This window comes from Mesorhizobium kamtschaticum, assembly GCF_056174585.1.
This window is the reverse complement of record NZ_CM149691.1, coordinates 134615-160146: the sequence shown is the minus strand read 5'-3', so window position 1 is coordinate 160146 and position 25532 is coordinate 134615. Positions and strand designations below refer to the sequence as shown.

23 protein-coding genes are annotated in these 25532 nt (G+C 63.5%); 12 read left to right on the top strand and 11 right to left on the bottom strand.

Annotated features, from left to right (window positions below; translation table 11 throughout):
• The first annotated feature begins 24 nt into the window (after window positions 1–24).
• The 7 genes from AC0V7N_RS00765 (at window position 25) to AC0V7N_RS00735 (ending at window position 11034) form a co-directional block, all read left to right on the top strand.
• Window positions 25–816 carry a cyclase family protein gene (locus AC0V7N_RS00765; RefSeq protein WP_475453841.1) on the top strand — a complete coding sequence of 264 codons (792 nt, stop codon included), beginning with the start codon at window positions 25–27 and terminating at the stop codon, window positions 814–816.
• A gap of 290 nt (window positions 817–1106) precedes the next feature.
• On the top strand, window positions 1107–2678 hold the full coding sequence (locus AC0V7N_RS00760) for a phytoene desaturase family protein (protein ID WP_475453840.1): 1572 nt from the start codon (window positions 1107–1109) through the stop codon (window positions 2676–2678).
• A complete protein-coding gene (locus AC0V7N_RS00755) occupies window positions 2678–3160 on the top strand; it encodes a MarR family winged helix-turn-helix transcriptional regulator (RefSeq protein WP_027043603.1) in 483 nt (160 codons plus the stop codon). The genes AC0V7N_RS00760 and AC0V7N_RS00755 overlap by 1 nt, the downstream gene beginning before the upstream one ends.
• A gap of 60 nt (window positions 3161–3220) precedes the next feature.
• Window positions 3221–5374, top strand: coding sequence for a thiamine pyrophosphate-dependent enzyme (locus AC0V7N_RS00750; protein WP_475453838.1), 2154 nt, complete (start codon window positions 3221–3223; stop codon window positions 5372–5374).
• Window positions 5367–6953 (top strand): indolepyruvate oxidoreductase subunit beta family protein, encoded by a 1587-nt coding sequence (locus AC0V7N_RS00745; RefSeq protein WP_475453836.1) that lies wholly within the window; start codon window positions 5367–5369, stop codon window positions 6951–6953. Before AC0V7N_RS00750 ends, AC0V7N_RS00745 begins: the two co-directional genes overlap by 8 nt.
• 268 nt (window positions 6954–7221) lie before the next feature.
• The gene (locus tag AC0V7N_RS00740) at window positions 7222–10629 is read left to right on the top strand and encodes an acyl-[ACP]--phospholipid O-acyltransferase (protein ID WP_496627648.1); all 3408 of its coding nucleotides are present in this window, start codon (window positions 7222–7224) and stop codon (window positions 10627–10629) included.
• A 156-nt stretch (window positions 10630–10785) separates the two neighbouring features.
• Entirely contained in the window at window positions 10786–11034 is a 249-nt protein-coding gene (locus tag AC0V7N_RS00735; protein ID WP_475460140.1) for a GCG_CRPN prefix-to-repeats domain-containing protein, read from the top strand.
• Between the two features lie 89 nt (window positions 11035–11123).
• On the opposite strand, the gene AC0V7N_RS00730 is transcribed toward AC0V7N_RS00735, so the two are convergent.
• The 10 genes from AC0V7N_RS00730 to AC0V7N_RS00685 all read right to left on the bottom strand — a co-directional run bounded on the left by AC0V7N_RS00730 (window position 11124) and on the right by AC0V7N_RS00685 (window position 18212).
• Window positions 11124–12368: a DUF1501 domain-containing protein gene (locus AC0V7N_RS00730; RefSeq protein ID WP_475453833.1), complete on the bottom strand. Its 1245-nt coding sequence runs from the start codon at window positions 12366–12368 to the stop codon at window positions 11124–11126.
• 46 nt (window positions 12369–12414) lie between these two features.
• Complete coding sequence (locus tag AC0V7N_RS00725; RefSeq protein WP_475453831.1) at window positions 12415–13941, bottom strand: DUF1800 domain-containing protein; 1527 nt, start codon at window positions 13939–13941, stop codon at window positions 12415–12417.
• Window positions 13942–14054: 113 nt separating this feature from the next.
• Window positions 14055–14333 (bottom strand): GCG_CRPN prefix-to-repeats domain-containing protein, encoded by a 279-nt coding sequence (locus AC0V7N_RS00720; protein WP_475453830.1) that lies wholly within the window; start codon window positions 14331–14333, stop codon window positions 14055–14057.
• Between the two features lie 109 nt (window positions 14334–14442).
• The gene (locus tag AC0V7N_RS00715) at window positions 14443–14898 is read right to left on the bottom strand and encodes a periplasmic heavy metal sensor (RefSeq protein ID WP_475453828.1); all 456 of its coding nucleotides are present in this window, start codon (window positions 14896–14898) and stop codon (window positions 14443–14445) included.
• Window positions 14895–15341, bottom strand: a complete 447-nt coding sequence (locus AC0V7N_RS00710; protein WP_475453827.1) for a hypothetical protein — start codon at window positions 15339–15341, stop codon at window positions 14895–14897. The genes AC0V7N_RS00715 and AC0V7N_RS00710 overlap by 4 nt, the downstream gene beginning before the upstream one ends.
• A 113-nt stretch (window positions 15342–15454) precedes the next feature.
• Window positions 15455–15991 carry an RNA polymerase sigma factor gene (locus AC0V7N_RS00705; RefSeq protein WP_475453825.1) on the bottom strand — a complete coding sequence of 179 codons (537 nt, stop codon included), beginning with the start codon at window positions 15989–15991 and terminating at the stop codon, window positions 15455–15457.
• Between the two features lie 45 nt (window positions 15992–16036).
• The gene (locus AC0V7N_RS00700; RefSeq protein ID WP_475453824.1) at window positions 16037–16465 is read right to left on the bottom strand and encodes an EF-hand domain-containing protein; all 429 of its coding nucleotides are present in this window, start codon (window positions 16463–16465) and stop codon (window positions 16037–16039) included.
• Between the two features lie 224 nt (window positions 16466–16689).
• Window positions 16690–16878 carry a YodC family protein gene (locus AC0V7N_RS00695; protein ID WP_019863018.1) on the bottom strand — a complete coding sequence of 63 codons (189 nt, stop codon included), beginning with the start codon at window positions 16876–16878 and terminating at the stop codon, window positions 16690–16692.
• 100 nt (window positions 16879–16978) lie between these two features.
• Entirely contained in the window at window positions 16979–18049 is a 1071-nt protein-coding gene (locus tag AC0V7N_RS00690; RefSeq protein ID WP_475460137.1) for a YihY/virulence factor BrkB family protein, read from the bottom strand.
• Between the two features lie 10 nt (window positions 18050–18059).
• The gene (locus AC0V7N_RS00685; RefSeq protein WP_475453822.1) at window positions 18060–18212 is read right to left on the bottom strand and encodes a hypothetical protein; all 153 of its coding nucleotides are present in this window, start codon (window positions 18210–18212) and stop codon (window positions 18060–18062) included.
• 198 nt (window positions 18213–18410) lie between these two features.
• Here AC0V7N_RS00685 and AC0V7N_RS00680 point away from each other — a divergent pair, with 198 nt between their 5' ends.
• The 5 genes from AC0V7N_RS00680 (at window position 18411) to AC0V7N_RS00660 (ending at window position 23654) form a co-directional block, all read left to right on the top strand.
• Window positions 18411–18731 carry a hypothetical protein gene (locus tag AC0V7N_RS00680; RefSeq protein WP_475453821.1) on the top strand — a complete coding sequence of 107 codons (321 nt, stop codon included), beginning with the start codon at window positions 18411–18413 and terminating at the stop codon, window positions 18729–18731.
• A 359-nt stretch (window positions 18732–19090) separates the two neighbouring features.
• Window positions 19091–20371, top strand: coding sequence for a tyrosine-type recombinase/integrase (locus AC0V7N_RS00675; protein WP_496627647.1), 1281 nt, complete (start codon window positions 19091–19093; stop codon window positions 20369–20371).
• A gap of 59 nt (window positions 20372–20430) precedes the next feature.
• Complete coding sequence (locus AC0V7N_RS00670) at window positions 20431–20706, top strand: hypothetical protein (RefSeq protein WP_475453817.1); 276 nt, start codon at window positions 20431–20433, stop codon at window positions 20704–20706.
• A gap of 138 nt (window positions 20707–20844) precedes the next feature.
• Window positions 20845–23367 (top strand): hypothetical protein, encoded by a 2523-nt coding sequence (locus tag AC0V7N_RS00665; RefSeq protein WP_496627646.1) that lies wholly within the window; start codon window positions 20845–20847, stop codon window positions 23365–23367.
• Between the two features lie 5 nt (window positions 23368–23372).
• Window positions 23373–23654, top strand: coding sequence for a hypothetical protein (locus AC0V7N_RS00660; RefSeq protein WP_496627645.1), 282 nt, complete (start codon window positions 23373–23375; stop codon window positions 23652–23654).
• Between the two features lie 1303 nt (window positions 23655–24957).
• Here the strand turns inward: AC0V7N_RS00660 and AC0V7N_RS00655 are convergent.
• On the bottom strand, window positions 24958–25395 hold the full coding sequence (locus tag AC0V7N_RS00655) for a hypothetical protein (RefSeq protein ID WP_475453814.1): 438 nt from the start codon (window positions 25393–25395) through the stop codon (window positions 24958–24960).
• Window positions 25396–25532: the final 137 nt, after the last annotated feature.

Here is a 25532-nt window from a genome sequence, read left to right as displayed (position 1 = left end):
CACCAGAAAGAGGGAACAGAGACAATGGACACCCAGAAACTCCTCGGCGAAGTCGCCGGCCAGCTGCTTTCAGGCGCCATCAGGGTGGTCGACCTGTCGGCCCCGCTCGGTCCCGACACGCCTCTGATCAAGCTGCCGCCGGAGCTTGCCGTCGACACACCGAAGGTCGAGATCCACAACATCTCCCGCTATGACAAGAACGGTCCGTGGTGGGCGTGGAACTGGCTGAAGCTCGGCGAGCATTCGGGCACGCATTTCGATGCGCCGCAGCACTGGATCAGCGGCAAGGACTATCTGGACGGCGCCACCGACACCATTCCGGCGCAGAATTTCGTTGGCCCGGTCAATGTCATCGACTGTTCGAAGGAAGCCGCAGCCGACCATGATTTCCTGCTCACCGTCGACCACATCAAGGCATGGGAAGCCAAGCACGGCGCCATCAACGCCGGCGAATGGGTTGTGATGCGCACCGACTGGTACAAACGCAACGGTTCGGAAGCCGAATTCCTCAACGCCAACGAGGCCGGCCCGCACACGCCCGGCCCGACGGCAGAAGCCATCCAGTTCCTGATCAGCAAGGACATCAAGGGCTGGGGCTCGGAGACGATCGGCACCGATGCCGGCAAGGCTGGCGGCATGGAGCCGCCATTCCCGGCGCACACGCTGATGCACAAGGCCAACCGCTACGGTCTCGCCAGCCTCTGCAATCTCGACCAGCTGCCGCCGAAAGGCGCGATCCTGATCGCGGCACCGCTCAAGATCGAGCACGGCACCGGCAGCCCGATCCGCGCGCTGGCGCTGGTGGTAGGGCAGTAAGGGATCTTCGGGAGAAGATCATGCGCGCAGGCGATGGAGTGACAATGGGTAATGGGTGGCAGCCGGGCAGCGCTGGCGCTCACCCCCCTCTGTCCTGCCGGACATCTCCCCCTCAAGGGGGGAGATTGGCCGTAACAACGGCTTTCGCCAATCTCCAACTTTGCAGAAATGAGCAGGGCGCTGGAACTGCTAATCTCCCCCCTAGAGAGGGAGATGTCCGGCAGGACAGAGGGGGGGCGCCGTAGAGGGCTGACCTCGCAAGCCTACCCGCTGCCCACAGGAAGCCCTCGATGAGCGCCCCCGATCACATCATCGTCGGCAGCGGTATCAACGCGCTGGTCTGCGCGGCGATGCTCGGCGGCAAGGGCGCTGATGTGCTCGTCCTCGAACGCAACGACCGCATCGGCGGCTGCATGCGCACCGAGGAGATCACCGCGCCCGGCTTCATCCATGATGTGATGGCGACGACCTTCGTGTTGTTCATCACCTCGCCGGCCTTTGCGGCATTGGGCGGCGATCTTGCGCGACACGGGTTGGAGTTCTGCCGCACCGGCACGCCGACCGGCGTGCTGCGGCCGGACGGCAGCCATGCCGTGCTGAGCACCGACCGCGCCGCCAATGTCGCGGCAATCAATGCGATCGCCGCGGGCGACGGCGACCGGCATGCGGGGGATGTCGGTGGCATCGAGCGCAATGCCGGCCTGCTGTTCGGCTTGCTCGGCGGCGCACTGTGGTCCTATCCCACCGCGAAACTGTTGGCCGGCGATGCCTGGCAGCGTGGTCCGCGCGGCCTTGCCGCCTTTCTCGGCGACGCCTTGGTGCCGGCGCGAAGCTGGCTGGAAAGCACCTATCAGTCCGAAACCATCCGCGCGCTGTGGGCGCCATGGGTGCTGCATGCCGGGCTAGGACCCGAGGATGCCTTCTCCGGCCAGATCGCCAAGGTCATCGCCTTCGCGCTGGAGGCGGCCGGCGCGCCGATCGTCAAGGGCGGAGCGAAGACCCTGCTCTCCGCCTTCGAAGCCCTGATCCGGGAACGTGGCGGCGACATCCGCACCAGTGCTGATGTCGCCTCGATCGTCCAGACCGGTGGCCGCGCGACGGGCGTGAGGCTGGCGTCTGGCGAGACAATCACTGCCAACAAAAGCGTCATCTGTTCGGTCACGCCGACGCAACTTTATGGCCGCCTGCTCGGCGCGAATGCGCCCAAAGCCTATGTCGAGGCGACGCAGAAATATCGCTACGGCAAAGGCAATTTCCAGATCCATTACGCCCTCGACAAGCCGCCGTCCTGGCGCGGCGAAGGGCTGGACAACGTGGCGTTGTTGCACCTGACGCCTGGACTGGATGGCGTGTCGAAGGCCTGCAACGAGGCGGCGCGCGGCATGCTGCCGGAAGTGCCTACCATCTGCGTCGGCCAGCCGCATGCGCTCGATCCATCGCGCTGCCCGGAAGGCAAGGCGATCCTGTGGCTGCAACTGCCCGAGGCGCCCCGGCACATCAAGGGCGACGCCGCCGGCAAGCTGCAGGCGCCCGCTGACGGGCAATGGACCGACGCGCTGCGCGAGGCCTATGCCGATCGTGCCGAAGCGATCCTCGCCAGTCACATCGACGGCTTCAAGGACAGCGTGATCGCGCGCCGTGCCTATTCGCCGGCCGATCTCGAAGCGATGAACATCAATCTCGTCGGCGGCGACCCCTACGGCGGCTCCTCGACCATCGACCAGTCCTTCCTGTGGCGGCCGTTCAAGACCAGCCGCAACCATCAGACCGGCATCAAAAACCTCTACCATATCGGCGCCTCGACCCATCCGGGCGCGGGCCTCGGCGGCGGCTCCGGCTTTCTGCTGGCGGGGAGGCTGTGATGGAGCAGAAGGTCGCGGAAAAACGCCAGCGCATTTCGACCCTGGGTCAGATCGGCCTGCAGCAATTCGCGCCCTATCTGATGAACCGCATCATGGGCCGCTACAACGCCACCTTACGCGACGATTTCCGCAAACAGGGGCTGACCATTCCGCAGGTGCGTACTCTTGCGGTCCTTTCGGTCGCCGACGGCGTCACCGTCAACGATCTCTCGGTCTACACCGTCATCGAGCAGTCGACCTTGAGCCGTACGCTCGACACGCTGGAGGGGCAAGGGTTCGTGCGGCGCGAGCAAGGTGTCACCGACAGCCGCATTCGCCACGTGTTCCTGACCGACGACGGCCGCGCCGAATTCACCCGCGCCTGGCCGGCCATGCATGATGCCTTCGAGGCGATGTTCGACGATATCGACGACGCTGAATACGCGGCACTGATCGCTACGCTTTTGAAGATGCTCAAGAACATTCGCAAGCACGACATCTAGACCTACGCGCCGCCGATGCCTGGCGATAACGGGCCGGGCGGTAACGGAAGGATTGAAAAAATGGCCGAACGGTCTTTTGCCAAGGAAGTCGAAAAACTCCGGCTCGGCGCCGGCGAGGAATTTGCCGGTGAAGGTATCCTCGCCATCACCAAGGCGCTGCTGCAATGCGGCGTCGGCTATGTCGGCGGCTATCAGGGCGCGCCGATCAGCCATCTGATGGACGTGCTGGCCGACGCGCAGGACATTCTGGGCGAGCTCGGCGTGCATTTCGAGGCCAGCGCCTCGGAAGCCACCGCCACCGCCATGCTGGCCGCCTCGGTGCATTATCCCATTCGTGGTGCCGCGACCTTCAAGTCGACGGTCGGCACCAATGTCGCGTCCGATGCGCTCGCCAACCTGGCTTCCGGCGGCGTCACCGGCGGCGCGCTGATCATTGTCGGCGAGGATTATGGCGAGGGCTCCTCGATCATGCAGGAGCGCAGCCATGCCTTCGCCATGAAGAGCCAGGTCTGGCTGCTCGATCCACGCCCGAACCTGCCGTCGATCGTCAAGGCGGTGGAAGACGGCTTCGAACTGTCCGAGATTTCCAACACGCCGGTCATGCTGCAGGTGCGCATCCGCTGCTGCCACGTCCATGGCCATTTCATTGCCAAGGACAACAAGCGGCCGCCCATGACGGTAGCCGACGCGCTCGACGCGCCGCGCCGCGACACCGGCCGCATCGTGTTGCCGCCCGCCTCCTTCCTGCACGAGAAGGAGAAGGTGCAAAAACGCTGGCCGGCTGCGGTCGATTTCATCCGCAAGAACAAGATCAACGAATTCTTCGGCTCGGACCATGGCTCGGTCGGCATCGTCATGCAGGGCGGCATGTACAATTCGGTCATCCGCGCGCTGCAGCGGCTTGGCCTTGCCGACACTTACGGCGAGACGGATGTGCCGCTCTATGTGCTCAACGCCGTCTATCCCTTGATCGACGATGAGTTCCTGTCCTTCTGCGAAGGCAAGCAGGCGGTGCTCGTCGTCGAGGAAGGCCAGCCCAATTACATCGAGCAGGCCTTTGCCGCGATGCTGCACAAGGCCGGGCGCGGCACCAGGCTGGTAGGCAAGGAATATCTGCCGATGGCCGGCGAATACACCGGCCAAGTCATGCTCGACGGCATTGGCACCTTCCTGCGCGCCGAGGCGCCGCATCTGCTCCCGGGCGAAGTGCGCGCACCCAACAAAGTCGGCGACGGCGTCGACACCGCGAACCTGATCAATGTCGTGCCCGGTCGTCCGCCGGGCTTCTGCATCGGCTGCCCGGAGCGGCCGATCTTTGCCGCGACCAAACTGGTCGAGCAGGAGCTCGGCAAGCACCACATCGCCTCCGACATCGGCTGCCATCTGTTCTCGATCATGCCGCCCTTCGAACTCGGCGCCACCACCATGGGCTACGGTCTGGGGCCGGCCTCGGCCTCGGCGTTCAATTCGCCCGACGCCAAGCGCCGTTCGATCTCCTTCGTCGGCGATGGCGGCTTCTGGCACAACGGCCTGACCTCCTCGATCGGCAATGCGGTGTTCAACAAGAACGACGGCGTCATCGTCATCGTCGATAATTTTTACTCCGCCGCCACGGGCGGCCAGGACATCCTGTCGTCACGCGCCGGCAACAAGACCAAATCGACCAAGCATCCGATCACCGAGGCGGTGAAAGGTATGGGCGTCAAATGGCTGCGCCATGTCGACCGCACCTATGACGTGACCAAGATGCAGGACACGTTGCGCGAGGCGCTGACGACGGAGGAGAAGGGGCCGAAGGTCATCGTCGCCTCGTCCGAATGCATGCTCAACCGGCAGCGCCGCGAAAAGCCGCTGGTCGACCAGGCGATCAAGGGCGGCGAGCGTGTGGTGAAGCCGAAATTCGGCGTCGACGAGGACATCTGCACCGGCGACCATGCCTGCATGCGACTGTCCGGCTGCCCGTCGCTGTCGGTGAAGTCGCTCGACGATCCGCTGCGCGATGACCCGGTGGCGAGCATCGACCAGAGCTGCGTCGGCTGCGGCAATTGCGGCGAGGTGGCGGACGCCGCCGTGCTGTGCCCCTCCTTCTACCGCGCCGATGTCGTGCACAATCCGAGCCGCTGGGACCGCTTTCTGGAAAGCGCACGCCGCGCCACCATCGGCCTGTTGCAGCGCCGCCGCGAAAGCCGGCGCCTGACCTTCGCCGATGCTTGACGCTGTCCCACCCTTTCGCGCTCGCCCGGGCGCCCAGGACGACGAGCGCGTCATCAAGCTCGCCGTGCTGGCCGTCGGCGGCCAGGGTGGCGGCGTGTTGGCCGACTGGATCACCGATGTCGCCGAGCGCAATGGCTACGTCGCGCAATCGACCTCGGTCGCCGGCGTGGCACAACGCACCGGCGCCACGATCTATTATATCGAGATGGCCCGCGACACCGGCCGGCTGCCGGTTTTCGCGCTGTCGCCCTCGCAAGGCGACGTCGATATATTGATCGCCGCCGAATTGATGGAAGCCGGTCGCGCCATCATCAGAGGCTTCGTCACACCAGAGCGCACCACGCTGATTGCTTCCTCGCACCGTATCGCCGCCGTGTCGGAAAAGATCGAGCCGGGCGACGGCCGCGCCTCGTCCTCCAAGGTGCATGCGACGGCGGAAGCAGCGTCCAAACGCTTCATCGCTTTCGACATGGAAAAGATCGCCGCCGACAACGGCTCGATGATTTCGGCCAGCCTGCTTGGCGCGCTGGCCGGATCCGACGCGTTGCCGTTCACGCGCGAAAGCTATGAGCAGGCTATCGGTGCCGGCGGCCGTGGCGTCAAGGCCAGCCTCGCCGCCTTTGGCGCCGCCTATGACCGCGCGCGTGGCACGGCCGCACCGGCGCCAAAGCCGGCAGAGCCGGCGATTGTCGAATCCGCCCTTGGCGCAGGGCGCGTAACTGGCCCGCAAAACCTGCTGCAGGGCTGGCAGGCCCTGGCCGCCCGCATCGACCTGATGCCCGTGGCCGTGCGCGACATGGCGTTGCGGGGTCTGAGAAAGGTCGTCGACTATCAAGACATCGCGTACGGGCGGGAATATCTCGACCGGCTGGACAAGGCCGTCGCGCTGGAGAGCGCCGACCATGCCCACGCGCTGTCCATCGCCGCCGCCAAGCATCTCGCCAATGCCCTGTGCTATGACGACATGATCCGGGTCGCCGATCTGAAAACGCGCTCGACGCGCGACAAACGCGTGCGCAAGGAGGTCGGCGTCAAGGATGGCTCGATCCTGCAGGTGACCGAATATTTCCATCCGCGTATCGAGGAATTCTGCGGCACGCTGCCGGAGCGGCTGGGCAGCTATATCGAGAACCGGCCGAAACTTGCCGCCTTCCTCGACCGACGCATCAACCATGGCCGCCGCATCCGCACCGACAGCTTCGCCGGCTTCGCAGCCCTCTGGTTCATCGGCGGCCTGCGCCGCTGGCGCCGCAGCCTGCTGCGCCACAAGGTCGAGATGATCCATCTCGATCGCTGGTACGCGCTGGCGCTCGGCCATGTGCCGGCAGACTACGCGCTCGCCGTCGAAATCCTCAACTGTCGCCGGCTGATCAAGGGCTACAGCGACACCCATGTCCGCGCCCAGTCGAAATTCGACCGCGTGCTGTCGGCGCTTCCCATGCTCAAGGGCCGCGACGATGCCGCCGACTGGATCCGCCGCCTGCGCGAGGCAGCGCTGAAGGACGAGAAGGGCGACATGCTCGATGGCGCTCTGAAGACCGTGGCAACGCTGGGACCAGGTCCGGCACCCGACAACTGAGACGCCTGACCCTGACAGACCTCACCAGCCGCCGGCTCCGCTTTCGGCTGCGGTGAACGCCGTTCATTTTCTGCTTGAACAATGTTCAGAACCTGATAGAGTGCAATTGTGAACGATGTTCATTTCTGGCAGACCGAAAGCCGTGGATGGGCATCAAGCACAGTAAGGAAGTTTAATCAGCTCACTGATATCACTGAGATTGAAACACCGCCTTCAACCCGCAGAGCCTCCGGCGCATCGTCGCAGGTTCCGCAAAATGGAAATCGCCATGAACACGCATCTGATGTTGTCCCGGCGCTTTGCGCCTCTGTTCTGGACGCAGTTCCTGTCCGCCTTCAACGACAATTTCCTCAAGAACACACTGGTGTTCCTGATCCTGTTTACGCTCGCCGCCGGCCAGGCGGCGTCGCTGGTCACGCTTGCCGGGGCCGTCTTCATGGCCCCCTTTCTGCTGTTGTCCGCGCTTGGCGGCGAGATTGCCGACCGCTTCGACAAGGCCTTGATCGCGCGCCGGCTGAAATTCGCCGAGATCGCCGCGGCGGGCGTCTCTGTCGTCGGCATCGCGCTGTCGTCGATCCCGGTGCTGATGACGGCGCTGCTGATGTTCGGCGTCATCTCGGCGCTGTTCGGACCGATCAAATACGGCATCTTGCCTGACCATCTCGAGCGCAAGGAACTGCCCAAGGCCAACGCCTGGATCGAGTCGGCCACGTTTGCCGCCATCCTCGGCGGCACCATTGCCGGCGGCGTCGTTTCGGCCGATGGCATCGGCGTCATGGTCTTCGGACCGATCATGATGGCCTTGGCCGTCGGCTGCTGGTTCGTCAGCCGCTACATACCGCCCACCGGTTCGGCGGCACCCGACCTTGCCATCGACAAGAACATCTTCCGTTCGACCTGGCGCCAGGTCAGCGAATTGCGCACCGACACGCGCATCTGGCGCGCCGGCCTGATGACCTCATGGTTCTGGCTGATCGGCGCCATCGTGCTGTCGATCCTGCCGACGCTGATCAAGGATTCACTCGGCGGCAACGAGATCGCCGTCACCGTCTATCTCGCGGTGTTTGCCGTCTCGATCGCGATAGGCTCGGCGATCGCGGCATGGATGTCGCAGGGGCGCATCGTGCTGCTGCCGGCACCGGTCGGCACGGCGCTCCTGGCGCTGTTCGGCCTGCATCTGGCCTGGACCATCTGGAGCATGCAGCCTTCGCCCAAGGCTGAGACCCTTGCGTTCTTCTTCGCCGGGCCAAACACGATCCGTGTGGCGATCGATCTCGCCGGCATGGCCATCGCCAGCGCCTTCCTGGTGGTGCCGACCTTCGCCGCGGTGCAGGCCTGGTCACCCGAAGCGCGCCGCGCCCGTGTCGTCGCTGCCGTCAGCATCGTCAATGCCGGCTTCATGACCGTCGGCGGCATTCTCGTCGCCGCGATCCAGACGAAAGTCTCGACCGGCGGCATCCTGTTCGGCCTCGCCGCGGCCAATGCGATTGCCGCCTGGCTGATGCTGAAATTCCTGCCGACCAACGCGTTCCGCGATTTCGTCTCCATCCTGTTCCGCGCCTTCCATCGCCTCGAAGTCGAGGGCATGGAAAACCTCAAGGCGGCCGGCAAGGCGCCGATCCTGGCACTCAACCACGTCAGCTTCCTCGACGGTCCGCTGGCGCTGACGCTGACCGACGAGGAGCCGGTCTTCGCCATCGACTACACCATCGCCCAGGCCTGGTGGATGAAGCCGTTCATGAAGCTTGCCCGCGCTCTGCCGCTCAACCCGGCCAAGCCGATGTCGACCCGCACGCTGATCAAGGTCGTGCAGGGCGGCGATCCGCTGGTCATCTTTCCCGAGGGCCGCATCACGGTCACCGGCGGGCTGATGAAGGTCTATGACGGCGCCGCCATGGTGGCGGACAAGACCGGCTCGATGGTTGTGCCGATCCGCATCGATGGGCTGGAGAAAAGCCCGTTCTCCCGGCTGACGTCGCAGCATGTGCGCCGCCGCCTGTTCCCGAAGGTCAAGGTGACCATTCTGGAACCGGTCAAGCTCGAAGTGCCGCAGGAACTGAAGGGCCGCAAGCGTCGCGCCGCGGCGGGTGCGGCACTCTATCAGGTGATGTCGGATCTTGTCTTCCGCACCCAGGACATCGACAAGACGGTGCTGGAAAAGATCATCCTGACGGCGAATGAACGCGGCATGGGAGAGCTTGCCGTGGAGGATCCGGTCACCGGTTCGCTGAGTTATGGCAAGCTGCTGACGGCGGCCGCCGTACTCGGTGAGAAATTCCAGAACCTTTACGCCGATCAGCAGACGCTCGGCATCATGCTGCCCAACGCCAACGGCTCTTGCGCCACACTGCTTGGCGTGATGTCGGCCGGCAAGGTGCCGGCGATGATCAACTTCACCGCAGGTGCGGCCAACATCCTGTCCGCCTGCAAGGCGGCCGAAGTCCGGACTGTGCTCACGTCTCGCGCGTTCGTCGAGCAGGCAAAGCTCGGTGCGGTGGTCGAGGAAATCGGCCGCTCGGTCGACATCGTCTGGCTCGACGATCTGCGCAAAACCATCGGTCTCAAGGACAAGCTGCTTGGCGTGCTGCGCAAGTCGACGCCGCGCGCGAAGCGCTTGCCCACCGACCCGGCGGTGATCCTGTTCACCTCGGGGTCGGAGGGCACGCCGAAGGGCGTGGTGCTCACCCACCGCAACATCCTGGCCAATGCCGCGCAGGCGGCATCGCGGATCGACTTCCACTCGGGCGACAAGGTGTTCAACGTCTTGCCGATCTTCCATTCCTTCGGCTTGACGGCTGGCACGGTGCTGCCGCTGATTTCGGGTGTACCGGTCTATTTCTACCCATCACCGCTGCACTACCGCATCGTGCCGGAACTGATCTACGCATCCAACGCGACCATCATCTTCGGCACCGATACATTCCTCGGCGGCTATGCGCGCACCGCGCACCCGTACGACTTCCGCTCGATACGCTATTGCTTTGCCGGCGCGGAACCGGTCAAGGCGTCGACGCGCATGACCTATATGGAAAAGTTCGGCGTGCGCATCCTGGAAGGCTATGGCGTCACCGAGACCGCGCCGGTAATCTCCATCAACACCCCGATGTACAACCGTTCCGGCAGTGTCGGCAAAATCATGCCCGGCATGGAGTATCGTCTCGATCCTGTGCCCGGTGTCGACGAAGGCGGCAGGCTGCATGTTCGCGGGCCCAACGTGATGGCGGGCTATCTGCGCGCCGAGAAGCCGGGAGTGCTGGAACCGCTGCCGGATGGCTGGCATGACACTGGCGACGTCGTCTCGGTGGACGAGGGCGGCTTCATCACCATTCGCGGCCGCGCCAAGCGCTTCGCCAAGATCGGTGGTGAGATGATTTCGCTCGCCGCCGTCGAGGCGCTGGCGGGCGAATTGTGGAAAGGCTCGTTGTCGGCCGTCGCGGCGGTGGCGGATGAGCGCAAGGGCGAGAAGCTCATTCTCATCACCGAGGCTCCCGGCGCCACACGCGCCGAGTTCCTGGCCTTCGCCAAGGCCAACGGCGCCATGGACCTGATGGTGCCCGCCGAAGTGCGCGTCGTTCAGAAAGTGCCTGTGCTCGGCTCCGGCAAGCTCGACTTCGCCGGCGTGACCAAACTCGTGCGGGGAGAGGATGCACCGGTCGCCAAGGTCGAGGCCGCCTGATCAAGGCGACATGCTCGACGGCGCCGCGCAGAACGTCGCGGCGTCGCCTGGCGAGCGCTCTGCTGCTAACGAATATGTGATCGGACCACCCACCCGGCATTCAGCCGGCTGAGTGGTATGCTGTCCTCGGGAATGTCAACCATGGAGGACACAATCATGCTCGCCAGATACATTTTGCCCATCGCAGTCGCAGCAGGCACGTTGATGCTGTCGAGCGTCGGCTCGCAGGCGCTGCCCGTAGCAAAGCCGAGTGCCGCTCCGCTGCAGGCCGAAAGCGTCGGCTGGAGATGCGGCCCTGGCTGGCACATGAACCGGTGGAGGCGTTGCGTGCCCAACCATCGTCGTGTGATAATAGTCGGGCCGGGACATTGGCGGCACCATCACCACTGGCACCGCCACTGGTGATCACGGAGCGGATCGACACGGCCCCCGCTCTGAAGCGGTGTGAGCGTTTCCGCTAGAGGTGGCGTCCGCTGTGACGCCATCTTCCTTCCTCATGCGACGAGATCCCGCATCGGCTTCACCGCGGCGGATTCCGGAAACACCTTGTCGCCGAGTACAGCGGCGGAAAGGCCGAACTGGTCAGCGAGCAGGCCTTTCAGCACCGCCCTGACATCGCTAGTCGGCGCCAGATCGCGTTGTTGGTAAAGCTGGGCCGGCTTCAATCCCGGCCAGTCGGCAATGACGCGGCCGCCCTTGATCGCGCCGCCGGCGAGCAGCACCACCGTGCCGGTGCCGTGATCGGTGCCGACCGTGCCGTTGATCTGCGCCGTGCGCCCGAACTCGGTGATGGCGACGATCGCCGTGTCCTTCCAGCGTTCGCCGAGACCCTTCTCGAATTCCTCGAAGGCGCCGTCGAGGCCGCCGAGCAACGTGGCGAGCCGGCCGGTCGCCCCGCCCTCATTGACATGCGTGTCCCAGCCGTCGAAGGCGAGGGCGGCAACGCGCGGTCCATCATCGGCCGCGATCAGCCTGGCGGCGCCTTGCGCGGCCTGCCGCATGCCGGCGGCGCTGTCGAGGCCGCCCTTCGGCTTCATCACCCCGCCCTTCGCATTGCCACCCATCTGGTCGTCGAGCGCCATGCGGTCGGCGTCGAGGCCCTTTTGCAAGGCCACCGCCAGCACCGGGTCGCGATGCTGGTAGAGGTCAAGAACCCGCGCCGCGAGGTCGCCGGCCGGCGCCGGCAGGGATTGCGGCGCCCAGCCGAGCACAGGGGCTGAGCCGCGGATCACCAGCGGCGTCGACGGTCCGACAGCCAAGCCGCCAAGCGTCGCCACGCGGTCGCCCGCCGGCAGGCTCTCCAGCGCCCGGTTGAGCCATCCGGTGGCGACATGGCCCGGGCCGGCGAAACCGCTTTCCAGCACATCCTGGCCGTCGAAATGCGAGCGTTCGCGATAGCCCGTCGCGGCCGCATGCACCACCGCCGCCTGGTTTGCCTTGAACAGCCTGGCGAACACCGGCATCGCCGGATTGACCGCGAAGAAACCGTCGAGCGGCAGCGCCGCGTGCGGGCCTGCGAGCGAGAGAGCGATGTCGCCATGCAGGCCGGCATAGTCGGGGTCGCCGACCGGACCGACCGCCGACAGGCCGTCGAGCGCGCCGCGCAGGACGATGACGATCAGGCGCGGATCGCGATTGTCGGCGGCACGGGCGAAGCGGGGCAGATAGGCCCAGGCAAACAGCGCGCCACCGCTCATCAGCATGGCGCGGCGGGAGGGGGTTTCACACAGCAGGCTCATGACTTGATCTCCATGGGAGTTGTCGGCGCCGGACCTGTCGCTCGCGCTATCGTCTCTGGAATTCCGGCGCCATCAGCAACAGTGCCAGGCCTTGCTGCTTGGACTCGGCGCGGGCCACCGCTTGCCGCGTCTCAGCCGAGGCGGACGGGCCGATGACGGCGTCGAGCATGTCGTCGGGATTACCGATATCCTTGACCTGGCGGGCCGCCTGCCACGCGATGTCGAGGCGGATCTTCATGCCTTCGGCCGAGGCCCAGCTGTCCGCCTGGTCGGAAAAGCCGTTCGGTCCCGGCGGCTGCCAGAGCGGCTCGCCGAGTGCGTTGAGCCAGTTGAGCGACTGGCCGGGATCGTTCGCCGGAGCCGGGCCGGCCGCCCGGCGGATAGCGGCGATGTAGTCGAAGGGCGAGCGCATCTTGGCCAGGGGCGTTGACCAGGCCTCCGGCATGTCGATGAGGGTCGACGCCAGGGCCCGGAGATTGCCGTCGCTCTTGGCGAAAACCTTGGCCAGACGCGCGACCGCCGCCGGCGGCGGATCGTCCGCTATGAAATGACGGGCGAGCTCGGTGGCGATATGCTGCGCCGTCGCCGGATGGCTGGCGATGTCGTTGAGCGCCGCCTCGGCCTGCCCCATGCCGCCGGCCGGATAGGTCTTGCCCAGCAGCACCGCATCGCCCGGCTCATGGGCATTGGCGTTGAAGACGGAACTGCCGGGTTCGCCCAGCCGACCTTCGCGCCCGGCCGTCGTCCAGCCGGTCAGGATACGCGCGAAGCTGGTGACATCGGCCTGGCTATAGCCGCTGCCGACGCCCAGCGTGTGCAGTTCCATGATCTCGCGGGCGAGGTTCTCATTGAGGCCGCGCTGGCGGTTCTTGCCGGCGCGGGAGTCCGGGCCGATCGACTGCTGGTTGTCGAGATAGAACAGCATCGCCGGATGCCGCTCGACCGCCATCAGCATGTCGGCGAAACGGCCGAGTACGAAGGGCCGGATGGCTTCCCGTTCGAAGGCACCGGCGCTCGCCCGCACGATGTTGTCCTTCGCCACGGAAACGCAGAAATGGTTCGACCAGAAATAGACGAGACGTTCGACAAAGCCGGCCTCGGCGCGCAGCGCCTTGTCGAAGCGCGCCTGGGCTTCTGCGCGAAACAGCGTGGCCTCGATTGGCGGGGCGGGCTTTGTCGGGGCCGCGGGCGTCGGCACGGGCTGGGCCGGCGCAATTGGGGCCGGCGTGGCCTTCGCGGGTATATTCTGGGCGGGCATATTCTGGGCAGGCATGCTCTGGGCGCTCGTCGTTGCTGGCTGTGCCGTGGCTGCGGCCATATGCTCGCGGTCGAGCTTGCGCTGGAAATTTGCCGCCATGCTGGCCTCGATGGCTGACGTGCTGCCCAGCAGGCTCGCATAGGCCGGATCGTCAAGCGAGATCATGGCGATGTCGGGTTGCCGCAGTTCCGCCTTCAGATAGCCGCGCGGGTCGTGGGCCACCCTGTCGCGGTCGCCGGGCCTCGCGCCGAGGCCGAAGCGGTTGAAAGTAACGAGAGCTGGATCCGGTGGGGAATTGGGGGCCGGGATAGCCAAGTCAGCTCTCCATTGCTTGGGCTTCCGCGCGCGGCGCCGGAAGCCCGTTCGAGCCGTTTCGTGCCTGTTCAACTGGGGGTCGTGGGTCCGGCGCTGCCGGCCCCCCGTGGCCCTTACCAGTGGTGCCAGCGGTGCCAGTGGTGGTGCGGGTGCCAGACGTAGAAGGCGGGGCCGGGCCCGTAGTAATAGCGGGGGTAGACCACCACGCGGTTGGGGACGCAGCGGCCCCAGGGATTGGGATGCCAGCCAGGGCCGCAACCCCAGGCGACGTGCTCGACCAGCGCTGGGGCGGCAAGCGGCGCCAGCGGCATCGCCGAGGATGCCGCAACCGTCGCCGCCGTTCCGGTCACCGCGAGAGCGGCGGTGATCGCGTATTTTGTCAGAGAGTTCATGACCATGCTCCGAAGTTGTCCGAGGTTGAAAACCTGTCGCACCACACGGTCCGGCAGGTCCTGCCCTTCATCTCGTTAAACGGGCGTCGTCGGTATTTTCCGTCGGTCGTCACGGCGATTTTTTTGGCGTGGCGGATGGCTGTGTCCCGCTGCGTCTTGCGAGGCCCTCCGCCAACACGCTGCGATCCTCGGCGGAACCCGCCGCCGCGAATTCGATAATGCGCTGCTCCAGCCGCGTGCGCACGGTGACGTCGGCATTGCGGGCCCGCTCCAGAGCGGCCGACAGGGCTGCGGTGTCGAGGACAGGCTGCCGCAGCAAATCCGCTGCCTCGCGCCTGGCCTGCTGGCCGTCGAGGATGATGTCGCGCGACTCGTGGCGGACCTCGCGCAGCGCCTTGCGGAACAGCATGCGCTGCTGGTCGGGAAGCCGGCCGCCGGCCGCTTCCAGCGAATAGCCCTGGGCCGGCTTGCCGCTTCTGATCCAGACGGCCCCGCCGGCCAGCGCCCCGGCCAGGAAGACGTTCGCCACCACCGATGCGATGAGGAGGTTACGGCCTGCGCTCATAGGTCTTCCTCGATCGTCTCGGGCCCGGCATCGCCGAACGCCGTCGCATTGGCATCGAGCACATAATGGTCGGGCTGAACCTCGGGCGTGACGACGGTCACCAGCGCCAGTCCGGCGATGGCGCCGGCCAGGCCAATGCCGGCAAGCCCCAGCCCCAGCCACCAGAACCGCTGGCGCCGGCGCCGGACGATGTACCGGTCGGCGGTCCGCAGGATTGTGTCATGCAGCGCCTTGCCGGGGTGCCGGACGCTGTAACTGTCAAGCAGCGCGTCAAGCGTGCCGGCCTTTCGCGAAATGGCTTGCCCTGTCTCGCTTGAAGCAAAGGCGGAGGCGGCTTCGCGCTCCGCTTGCGGCCAGCGCCGCAAATCGCCGCCATAGGCCTCAGTGAGCGCCGCGAAGCGTCTGGCGTCCATTGCCGGGTCGTCCTCGATGTCTTCAGCCATGTGTTTTCCCCTTGCCCTTTGGTGCCGCGTGCCCACGCGGGTTGGAAACGAGGCAGCCCCGCCGGACGCCAGCAAGGCGTGATGGCTGTGCGCCATTCATGGTCGCGCCTTTTTCAGTCATGGACGCCTTCCCTGGCTAGGATCATCTGCAAGGCCCGCCGGCCGCGCGCGAGCAGGCTCTCCAACGCATCGACGCTGATCTCCAGGGTCGCTGCCGCCTCGATGTTGGACATCTCCTGATAGTAGACCAGGATGATCGCCTCGCGCTGGCGTGGCGCGATCTCCTGCAAGGCCTGCTCGATCCGATGCGGCTCTTCGCTTGCATCGGGAAGCGGAGCAGGGTCCGCAATGTCCGGCAAATCGTCGGTTACCACCTCGCGGCGCCGGCGCAGACGGTCGTAACAGAGGTTGAGCGTCACCCGGTGGATCCAGCTGTCGAAGCGTGCATTGCCGCGCCGCCAGCTCGAGGCATGGCGCCAGATGCGCAGGAAGGTTTCCTGCGCGACGTCCTCGGCCTCCGCCGCGTCGCCCAGCATGCGCGCGGCAAGCGAAAGGATGCGCGGCAATTTGCGCGCGACGAGCGCCTGCACCGCCGCGGGATCGCCAGCGCCGACCCGACGAACCAGCTCCTCGTCCGGATCGACGCTCATCGGCTGGCGCACTCCCGATATCCATCACGCGTCATGGCCTCTTGGTCATTGCTCCGGCTTGGGAGCGGATTTGTGGCCTGGCATCTCGTCGGCAGTCAGAATGCCGTCGCCATTCTTATCCAGCCTGGCAAAGCGCTTGGCGAAGAACGCATCGAGCTCGGTGCGATCGATGAAGCCGTCATGGTTGGAATCGATGCGCGCGAAGGATTTGGCGGCGTCGCCCTTGACGTTGCGCTTGGCCTGGAAGGCCTCCCACTCCAGCAGGCTGATCTTGCCGTCACCATCCGTGTCGGCGGCCATGATCGCCTTCTCACGCCGCTTCTGGAACTTGGCCAGCGTGATGTCGGACTTGGCCTTTGGCGCGGCCGTATCGGCGGCTGGCGGCGTGGCGGCCGGGGGCTGCGTCGCCGTCTGGGCGAGAGCCGCAACGGTCAGCAGGCTCAAGGCAGCGGCAAGGATCGAACGACGTATCATGCTTCGGCGTCTCCGGTTGGCGCATCGGCCACGGCCCATGCCGTGGTCACGCTTCAACCGTTAAACGCCGCGATAGGGGAAATCCGTCGGTCGCCTGTGCTGATACCTTCGATGGTCGGCCTTGCCGACTCGGGTATCGCCGTCAAGAGCAGCGATCGTGATACCTTCATCCGGCGTGATCCGAATTCACGCCGGCCGGCCACCACCCCTGGCGAACGGGCAGGCTACGCCGATGGGTCGGCGGCCACCAGCTGGTCCGGTTTGAAACCCGCATGTTGCGGGATCCAAACATCGCCCTCACGGTTGAACCAGTGGCACAGATACATGCCGGAAGCGGCGCCGTCGCTGACCGTCATCTTCGGCCCCCCCGACTTCAGCTTGACGACGTCTCCGGTCTTGAAAGTGTTGGGCATTTTGGACCTCCCATGCTGAGGCCCACGAGTTTCCCACCAAACCCGAGTCGCGACAATGGCGGATATGGGTCGCCAGCGTCGCGATCCATGATGCCAGGTATCAATCCGCAATCTTGCCCAACGTGTCGGCGACGACGGCACCGCGCTTGCCCATTGGGCGAGCCGGCCCCGTGGTGGAGTCGATCTCGGTCTGATGCTCCATCTCCGCATTGATGGCGGCGCCGGCGATGAGGATGATGACCGAAATCCATGTCCACATCATCAAGCCGACAACCGCGCCCAGCGACCCGTATGTGGCGTTGTAATTGGCAAAATGCTGCAGGTAGAACGAGAACAGCCAGGACGCCGCAATCCACGCCACTGTCGCAATCAAGGCGCCCCAACTCAACCAACGCCATTTCGCATGTTCGCGGCTCGGCCCGAAGCGATAGAGCAGGGAAATGCCGGTCAGCATGGCGCCGATCAGGATCGGCCACCGAGACACCGCGACGAGCGTTTCCGTCCAGGCGTCAAGGTAGAAATACCGTAGCAGTGCCGGAACCACGCCCACCGTCAGCAACAGCACTATACCGATCACCAGCGCTCCGACCGTAAACAGGATCGACATCGCGTTGAGCATGAGGAAGCTGCGTTTCTCGCGCTCTTCATAGGCGATGTTCATCGCATCGAAGAGGGCTTTCATACCGCTGTTGGAACTCCACAGCGCGATGCCAAGGCCGATGAAGAAACCGGTGCCGAGAGCGCCGGGTTTCTGCCCGGCCAGTGCTTGCAACTGGCCGCGAATGAGGTCCAACCCACCCGACGGCAGCAATCCACCGAGATAGGCGACATGGTCGGCGACCGCAACCGGGTCGGCGACAAAGCCGTAAATAGAGATGAACGCGGCCAGCGCCGGAAACAGGGCCAACAACAGGTAGAAGGTGGCGCCGGCCGCGACCAGCAGAACCCGGTCCTTGTTGAATTCTTCCCACAGCCGCCAGAAAATATCCTTCCAGCCCAGAGCAGGAATCTGTGATGGCCAGGCCGCGTTGCGCCCTCGCTCGCCGTGCTCCAACCGTAGCGTCGCCTTGCTGTCCTGCGTCGTTGATGCAGCGCGACTGGCCGCTTCTTCGTCGATCAACGAGGCTTGCTTGCCTGCTGGCTGCGGGCTCCGGTTCGCTTTCGAAGCCACTGGCGGCACCTTACTCAGCGCCGCGTTCAATCAGGATGCCTGCGTGATCGGCCAGAGCGGCAAAGGCCTCCCTCGCCGCCTCCTGAGCAGAGGCGATTAGCCGGATTTCGGCTCCATCACTCAGACGCACTTTGACTGGGGTGCTGAATGCCTCGTCCTTCATGGTCCGCCTCCTTTGCCCGGATCGATGTCCGAAGCGTGCTTAGTAACGCGAGCGGAGGACGACCTGTTCCCACGATGCAGGGGCCGATAGCCGTGGGTTGAGGCAATCCACGTCCCAAACAATGTTTTTCGTCAACCCGATGCATCTTTCGGCAACCTGTGGGCGTTGGAAGCAAGTCCATTGTGAGGTGTGAGTCCCATGAAGGCATTAACCAAGGATGATCTGAAAACCGAGGCGGACCTCTCCGAAGACGCCGACCTCATCGTCAACCGAACCGGCCACTTTGTGGAGGATTGGATCGAGGAGCACGTCGTCGAACAACCGACCCAGGTTCCCGCTGGGGTCGACGTGGCACAGGAACTGGCCAGCCAGTGCATAGCCGATGCGCAGGACGAAGGCATCGCCGCTGAAGACATTCAAGATGAGGTCGGCGACCTCAGGGAATACATCGCCGAGGCTATCGCTGAGGAGAGTGGATCACTGGATTCGGCCAATCTGAAAAAGAGCAGCGCCGCGTGACCAAGGCAGCAATTCCCCAACCGGCAACATCGCCATAGCATCGTAGTGCAAGGCGCGTACCCATATGGCGCTCGGAGGGCGCAAAGCCTAATGCCGGAGACGGTCGAGAATGTGGGAAATTTTGGTGCCGCTTAGGTGACTCGAACACCTGACCCCATCATTACGAAAAACAAATTCCCGCGTTAATCGAGCCGATGCCAATTTTATTGAGGTTAATTGAGCAACAAATGCAATGAGATAACGGTTGTCTCACGCTGCGGCGCGTTACTTGACCTTCGGTGACTTTCCGCTATGGTGGTACCATTGTGGTGCCAGGATTTTATCCTGGCTTTCGTGGTACCAAAAACGGAGGGGCGTGGGTGGCGAACGAAACTAAGACGGTCAACGTCGCGAAAATTACAAAAAGCAGTGTCGCCGGCTTGAAGGGAGATGGCACCAAACCGGCATTCTTATGGGACACCGAGTTGAAGGGCTTCGGCGTTCGAATGATGCCATCCGGCGTCACCGCGTACATTTTGAAGTATCGAACCGGCGATGGCCAACAGCGGAAAATGGCCTTGGCGCGGGTGGGGACCATTACAGCGGAGGAAGCTAGAAAGGTCGCTCAACAGCACCTCGGCTCGATTGCCGGCGGCGGGGTTCCTGCGGCGGCAAAGTCCGATGTCCGCAAGGGGATGACGGTTTCAGAACTTCACGATGCATACCAGGCAGCGCGAAAACGGGACGTGAAGCCGTCAACATGGGCGGGCGACGAGGGCCGCGCCGAAGCGCACATTAAGCCGCTGATAGGCAGGCGGCTGGTCAAGTCAGTGACGACCAAGGATGTAGCGGACATGCAGACCGCCGTCCGCACCGGCCAGACTTCTAAGCGGCGTCGGAAGGGGCGCGGCGGTCACACCCTCGGAGGTGCCGGCGCGGCGGCCCGAGTGACGGCGCAGCTGTCGGCGATGTTTGAATTCGCGCGGAAAACTCTCGAAATCATCGACCGGAATCCAGTGGCGAACGTTGAAAAGATTTCGATCAAAGGGCGGGAAAGATTTCTTACAATTGAGGAAATTGGAAAGCTCGGCGAAGCGATGCGGGAGGCCACGAGCGAACTAGAGTCGCCGGTTGGTCTTGCCGCCGTCCGGTTCCTTCTGCTTTCGGGCTGCAGGCGCATGGAGGCGTTGGCGATGCCCGTCGAGTGGATTGATTTTTCCGCTCGCTGCATCCGCTTTGGTGACACGAAAACCGGCCGGCAGACGAGGCCTATGGGGGCGAGCGCGCTAGACGCGCTTAAGGCGGCACCTTCTGACCGGAAATGGATTTTCCCTGCGGAGCGCGGTGAAGGCCATTTCGTCGGCCTCCCCCGTGTCCTGGGGCGCCTAATGGCGCGTGCCGAGCTTGCCGGCGTTTCAGCGCATACTCTTCGCCACTCGTTTGCATCCATCGCCGCCGAAATGGGGTTTTCGGAACTGGTGATCGCTGGGTTGCTTGGCCACCGGCCGGCCGGCGTCACACAGAGATACGCCCACATGCCAGACGCGGCCCTGCTTGTGGCGGCAGACCGCGTTTCATCAAGGATCGCGGCTGCGCTTGACGGTGAGGAAATGGGCAAGGTGCTCAGCTTGGAGCCGCGATTGCGGGATGCTTCGTTTTAAGCAGAATAGCGACCATGTAAGTCTGATGCTGTCATTTAAACAAGCGGTGGAATCAGACAATGCAAATGGAAAGAACACGCCTCGGCCGGGACTACGATAATGTTACCGCCGAGATCGAAAAAGCCTCGGCCATGCCGGATGTCGCTTTGCTGACTACCGAGGAAGCCGCGCGATTTCTGCTTGCGATGGGAGTGCGCATTTCTCCGCTGACTCTTCGCGTCTGGCGCAGCACCCGGAGTGATGGCCCAAAATCCCGTAAGATGGGGCGACAGGTTTCCTATTCGGTTGGCGATCTGCGAGCTTACGTCCAGCTTGTTTCCTCTCGCGCCGCCTGAACGCAAAAAGCCCGCCTGGGTGCAACCGGCGGGCTTTGCATTCTCATTTCGAATTCAGGCGGTGTAGCCTTGTCATTAGATACAGAAAATCGGGCCGGCGAGCAAGTCGCGGCGCCCCCTACCGCGTCAGATGCGCGTTTGCATAACGCAAACGTTTTGCCATCCGGCGGCATCCGACCGGCCGATATTGAGGCCAAATTCTTAGAGGCCATGGGCTCGGCCGGCGTCCACATGGACACGGCCGGCAAGCACCCGATCTGCGACGGGAAGATCCACCGGGCCAATGCGCAAGGGAAGAGGCAGGCCAAAAACCAGCATGTCTGGTATGTTCTTCACGCCGACTCCCCGGCCTCTGGCGCCTTCGGCGACCTGCAAACTGGCGTTCAAGATACTTGGACGGAAAAGCGGCCGACGACAATGACAGCGGCGGAACGTTCCGCCCTGAAACAACGCATGATCGATACGCAACGCCAGCGCGACGAAGAGCGCGCTGCGCTGCACGCCGCCGCTGCCGCCGCTGCAAAGCTCATTGTGGCGGAAACAGAGAAGGCGCCGGCCTCGCACCCGTACCTCGCTAAAAAGGGCCTGCCACCGTTCCCTGGCCTTCGCAGGCTCAAGAAAGCGGTTCGCTACACCATCGACCCCGAGGAAGCGCCCCGAACCGCTCGCGCCGGTTCCCTTGTCGTGCCGGTGTACACGCCGGCCTCCGAGCTAGTGAGCGTCCAGCTTATCGGCGATGACGGCACGAAACGCTTTCTCAAAGGTACCGCGAAAGAGGGGAACTATCACCCGATCGGCAAGCGCTCCGAAGATCCCGGCGCCGTCATCGTCATCGCCGAGGGCTACAGCACCGCCGCTCGAGTCCACCAAGCGACCGGCTACCTCACCATAACCGCTTTCGATGCCGGCAACCTGGCGGCCGTTTCCAAGGCGATACGGGCCAAGTTCCCCGAGGCGCGGTTGCTGTTCGCGGCGGACAATGACCGGCTTACCCCGATGCCGGACGGCAGGATGAATCCGGGCCTCACCAAGGCCAGGGAAGCGGCCGAAGCTGTCAACGGTTTGGTGGCGTTCCCCGAGTTCGACGCCGCCGATATCGACCTGACCGATTTCGATGACCTCGCCCAAAAATACGGCGTCGACCGGGTCCGCGAAGTCATCAACGCCGTGCTCAACTCGGCGCCGGCCCGAGACGACAACACGCCACCGCCGGCCGAGGATGACGGCGGCTGCTATCACCCGGACGACCAAGACCATGGCCAGGCGGACCATGTCGAGCGCGCCGCCGGCTGGAACGACGACGAGGTTGAGCACCCGCTTGCCACGTTCGGCGAGCCTCATTTCCGGTGCCTCGGGGTCGATGAAACCACGCTGTTCTTTCAGCCCGCCAACGTGGCGCAAGTGATCTCGCTTACCGCCTCGCAACTGTCATCTTCGAACATGATGCGCCTTGCCAAGCTGCAATGGTGGGAGTCCGAATTCCCCGGCGCGAAGACGGGCGTCGATTGGCAGGCCGCGATTAACGCATGCATGCAGGCTTGTATGTATCGTGGCAAGTTCAACCCGGCGATGAGGTTCGGTCGTGGCGTCTATCTCCATGGCGGCCGCGTCGTCGCCCACCTCGGCGACCGATTGCTTGTTGATGGCACGGCGGCCTCTCTGAGCGTGTCAGGCACGCGAATCTATGAACAGGGCATCCCTATTGAGCTTGGTGAGGGTGAGCAGCTAGCCGCCTCGGAGGCCAGGCAACTTTCATACTTGATTGAGCGGTTCGACTGGCAGTCCAAGGACATGGGGAAGCTTCTCGCTGGATGGTGTGTCGTGGCGCCGATATGCGGCATGCTCGATTGGCGTCCCCATATCTGGCTCACCGGGCCGTTCAAATCCGGAAAATCTACAATTATCAAGAATGTCGTCGGGCGCCTCTTGGGCGGCGTATCACTGGAAGTCCAGGGTGCGAGCACCGAGGCAGGCATTCGCCAATCGCTTAGCAGTGATGCCCTGCCAGTTATATTCGACGAAGCCGAGGCCCAGGGCGACGCAGCGATTAAGCGGCTGGAAAACGTCATTGAACTGGCTCGGCAATCCTCGTCTAACTCCGCGCCCATCGTGAAGGGCAGCGCGGGCGGTAAGTCGCAGTATTTTTATGTCCGCTCCGTCTTCTGCTTTGCCTCAATCGACACTGCGATCAAGCTCAAGGCCGACGAATCGAGAACGGTCAAACTTCACATCAATGGCCCCCGCCCAAACGCCACCGAAGCCGAGCGGAAGCAGCGGTCAGCAGATTTTGCCGAACTTAGCATCGATCTGGACAGCCTGCTCACCGAGGAATTTAGCCGACGCCTTTTGCAGCGGACACTCAATTTGGCGAAAGTCATAAAGGGGAATGCACACGTTTTCGCCGGCGCAATAGGACGGAAAACCGGCGACCCCCGCCTCGGGCAAACACTGGGGCGCCGATGGCGGGATGGTACAGCCTTTCGAGTAGCGGGCCGGTCGACCGCGATCAAGCAGCGCAGAAAATCGAGGATTGGAAGGATTGGCTCGGCGCGGCCATCGAGGGAAATCACACCAAAGAAGACAGCCACGGCGCGGTGTCTTACCTCCTGTCAAAGATCATCCGTCTCGAACACGGTGAAGAAAAGACCGTCGAAGAACTGATCCGCTTGGCCGTCGCCGGCAAAGCCGAGGCCCGCGACGGCTATGCCGACGCCCTCTATCGCCTCGGCATGCGAGCCGACGCAGATGCCGGCGGCACGCTCCTTCATGTCTCGAATACGCACTATCAGGCGATGAAGCTATTCGACGGCACGCCCTTCAACCTCAAAACATTGGACGGACATCCTGCGGTGGCGCCGAGCGGCAAGAAGACCATGCGGTTTCCTGGCTCGCCCACGAAGTATCGGACCATCGACGTCGGAGGACTACAAAGTGCGAAATACGGATGAATCTGGTTTCAGTCACGGTTTGGTCACGGCTTTGGTCACGTCGAAGCGATTGAAAACATTTGTCTATTTGCCACCGTGACCAGCGTAACCGGAATTCCCGCAAAACATAGACATAGAGACGAGGGCGCGAATACGCACACATCTGGGCATGAGGTTGCCCATCTATGGGGGGCTTTATTTATCTTTCTGGTCACGCTTTCTACATTATATATACATACCGATAAGTTAGACGTAACCAGAGGCCGTAACCAAGAGCGTGACCCGGCCGTGACCACTCTCATACCGGTTACGGCAATGGTGACCGACCATGCTTGATCGTTCAAGCCGTCCGGCCGGCAATCGTCCCTCCTATGGCGACCCTATTCCGCCTCCGCTTAACCAGCAGGGCATCGAGAACGCACGCGCCCACATTCGCAAAATCGCGGCGCACTTCATTGGCACCGATGATGGCCGTGCATTAGAGGTAGCCGCTCGGCTGTTGTCAGTGGTCAGCGTCATTCCTGACAGCAGTGGTGAAAGGCAAGGTGAACGAGGCTACCGTCTCCGGCACTTGAGGGAGAAACGTGCCACGCTACGCCGAACATAAATCGATCCGTAGCTTCGTCCGGGCATTTCTCGCTGACGCCGATCACTATTTGAAGAACCGTAGCAAATACGATGCCAACCTGACACGACTGCCTCACCTCGACCCGTGGCTTTCTGTGGCCCGCATCTCTGCAACGGAGAAGCCCCGAGCTTCGACACCATTCGGCGCGACCTCAAGTAGGAATCACAAAAATCGCGGGTCCTTCCGGGCGGGTGGCATAGTGAGGGGAGCGCTGCATCGCATAATCTCTCCAGTGACAGAAATCCCCAAAAGCATACCTTCACTACGCGCAATGAATATATACCGCCGGGCCAGGGAGCTGAAACCCATAGTAAACGGCTCTTTTGATATGCGCATCGTTTTTGCGTGATTCTTGCGCTGACATATAGCGCCGGCAGATATACGGTGCTGAATGAATTCACATTACCACGTCAGTTTTGCGCCCAATATCGGCCACTCATGATGCCGGTCGCCGTTCCGGAAACCGGCCATCTGCCCGACTAGACCCGATCCGGCCGGCCATGCCCCTCCGTGCGCGTAATTCTAATCTTGATATCAAAAAGTCGACCTAATTTGGAGGTCGAACACCTTTCGAGATAGGTTCACGTGGGCGAACCATGACTTCGCATGGGAGGTACAAAGGCCATTTCCATGCCCTCCCGCCCAGCAAAATGGCCCCTGCAGCAAAGCCGCAAGGGCCATTTTGCGTTCTGGGGATCAATAGCAGTAGTAGGCGTATTCGCAGTAGCCGTTCCAGTAGCAGTAGTACTGCCAGTAGCAGACGGCCTTGGAGTTGGCCTTGGCCATGGTGCGTACGTCGGCCGCCACCTTGGTGATCAACTCGTCGCCCTTGGCGAGACCTTCGGCCTTTTTGAGCACGGTTTCGATATCGAAGTTCGCACCCTTGTCGCCTGTCTGGCCGTCGGCCAAAACGCGGCCGGGGACGCTTGCCACCATCTTGGCGGAGGTGACGAGCGCGAGCGGGTCGCCCTTGGCTTCGCCATAACTTTCGAGAGCTCGTGCAGTCTCCAGGATCTGGCGGCCTTCGGCCTGCTGGGCGGCCGAAATGTCGGGCTTTTTGTCTTCCGCGTATGAAGCGCCGGACGTCAGGCTGGTGGCAGCCAGCAGGCCGGCTAGAAGCAGGTTCTTCATCATAATGTCAGTCCTCTGTTGTGTCGGTTTCACTACCCCCGCCGGCTATCCATCGGTTTCCCCGGCGCTTCCCCAATCCGATGCCGCCTCCCTTCGCAGCGAAACCAGTTTGCGGACCCTTGCAGGCGCCGGCCAGGCCC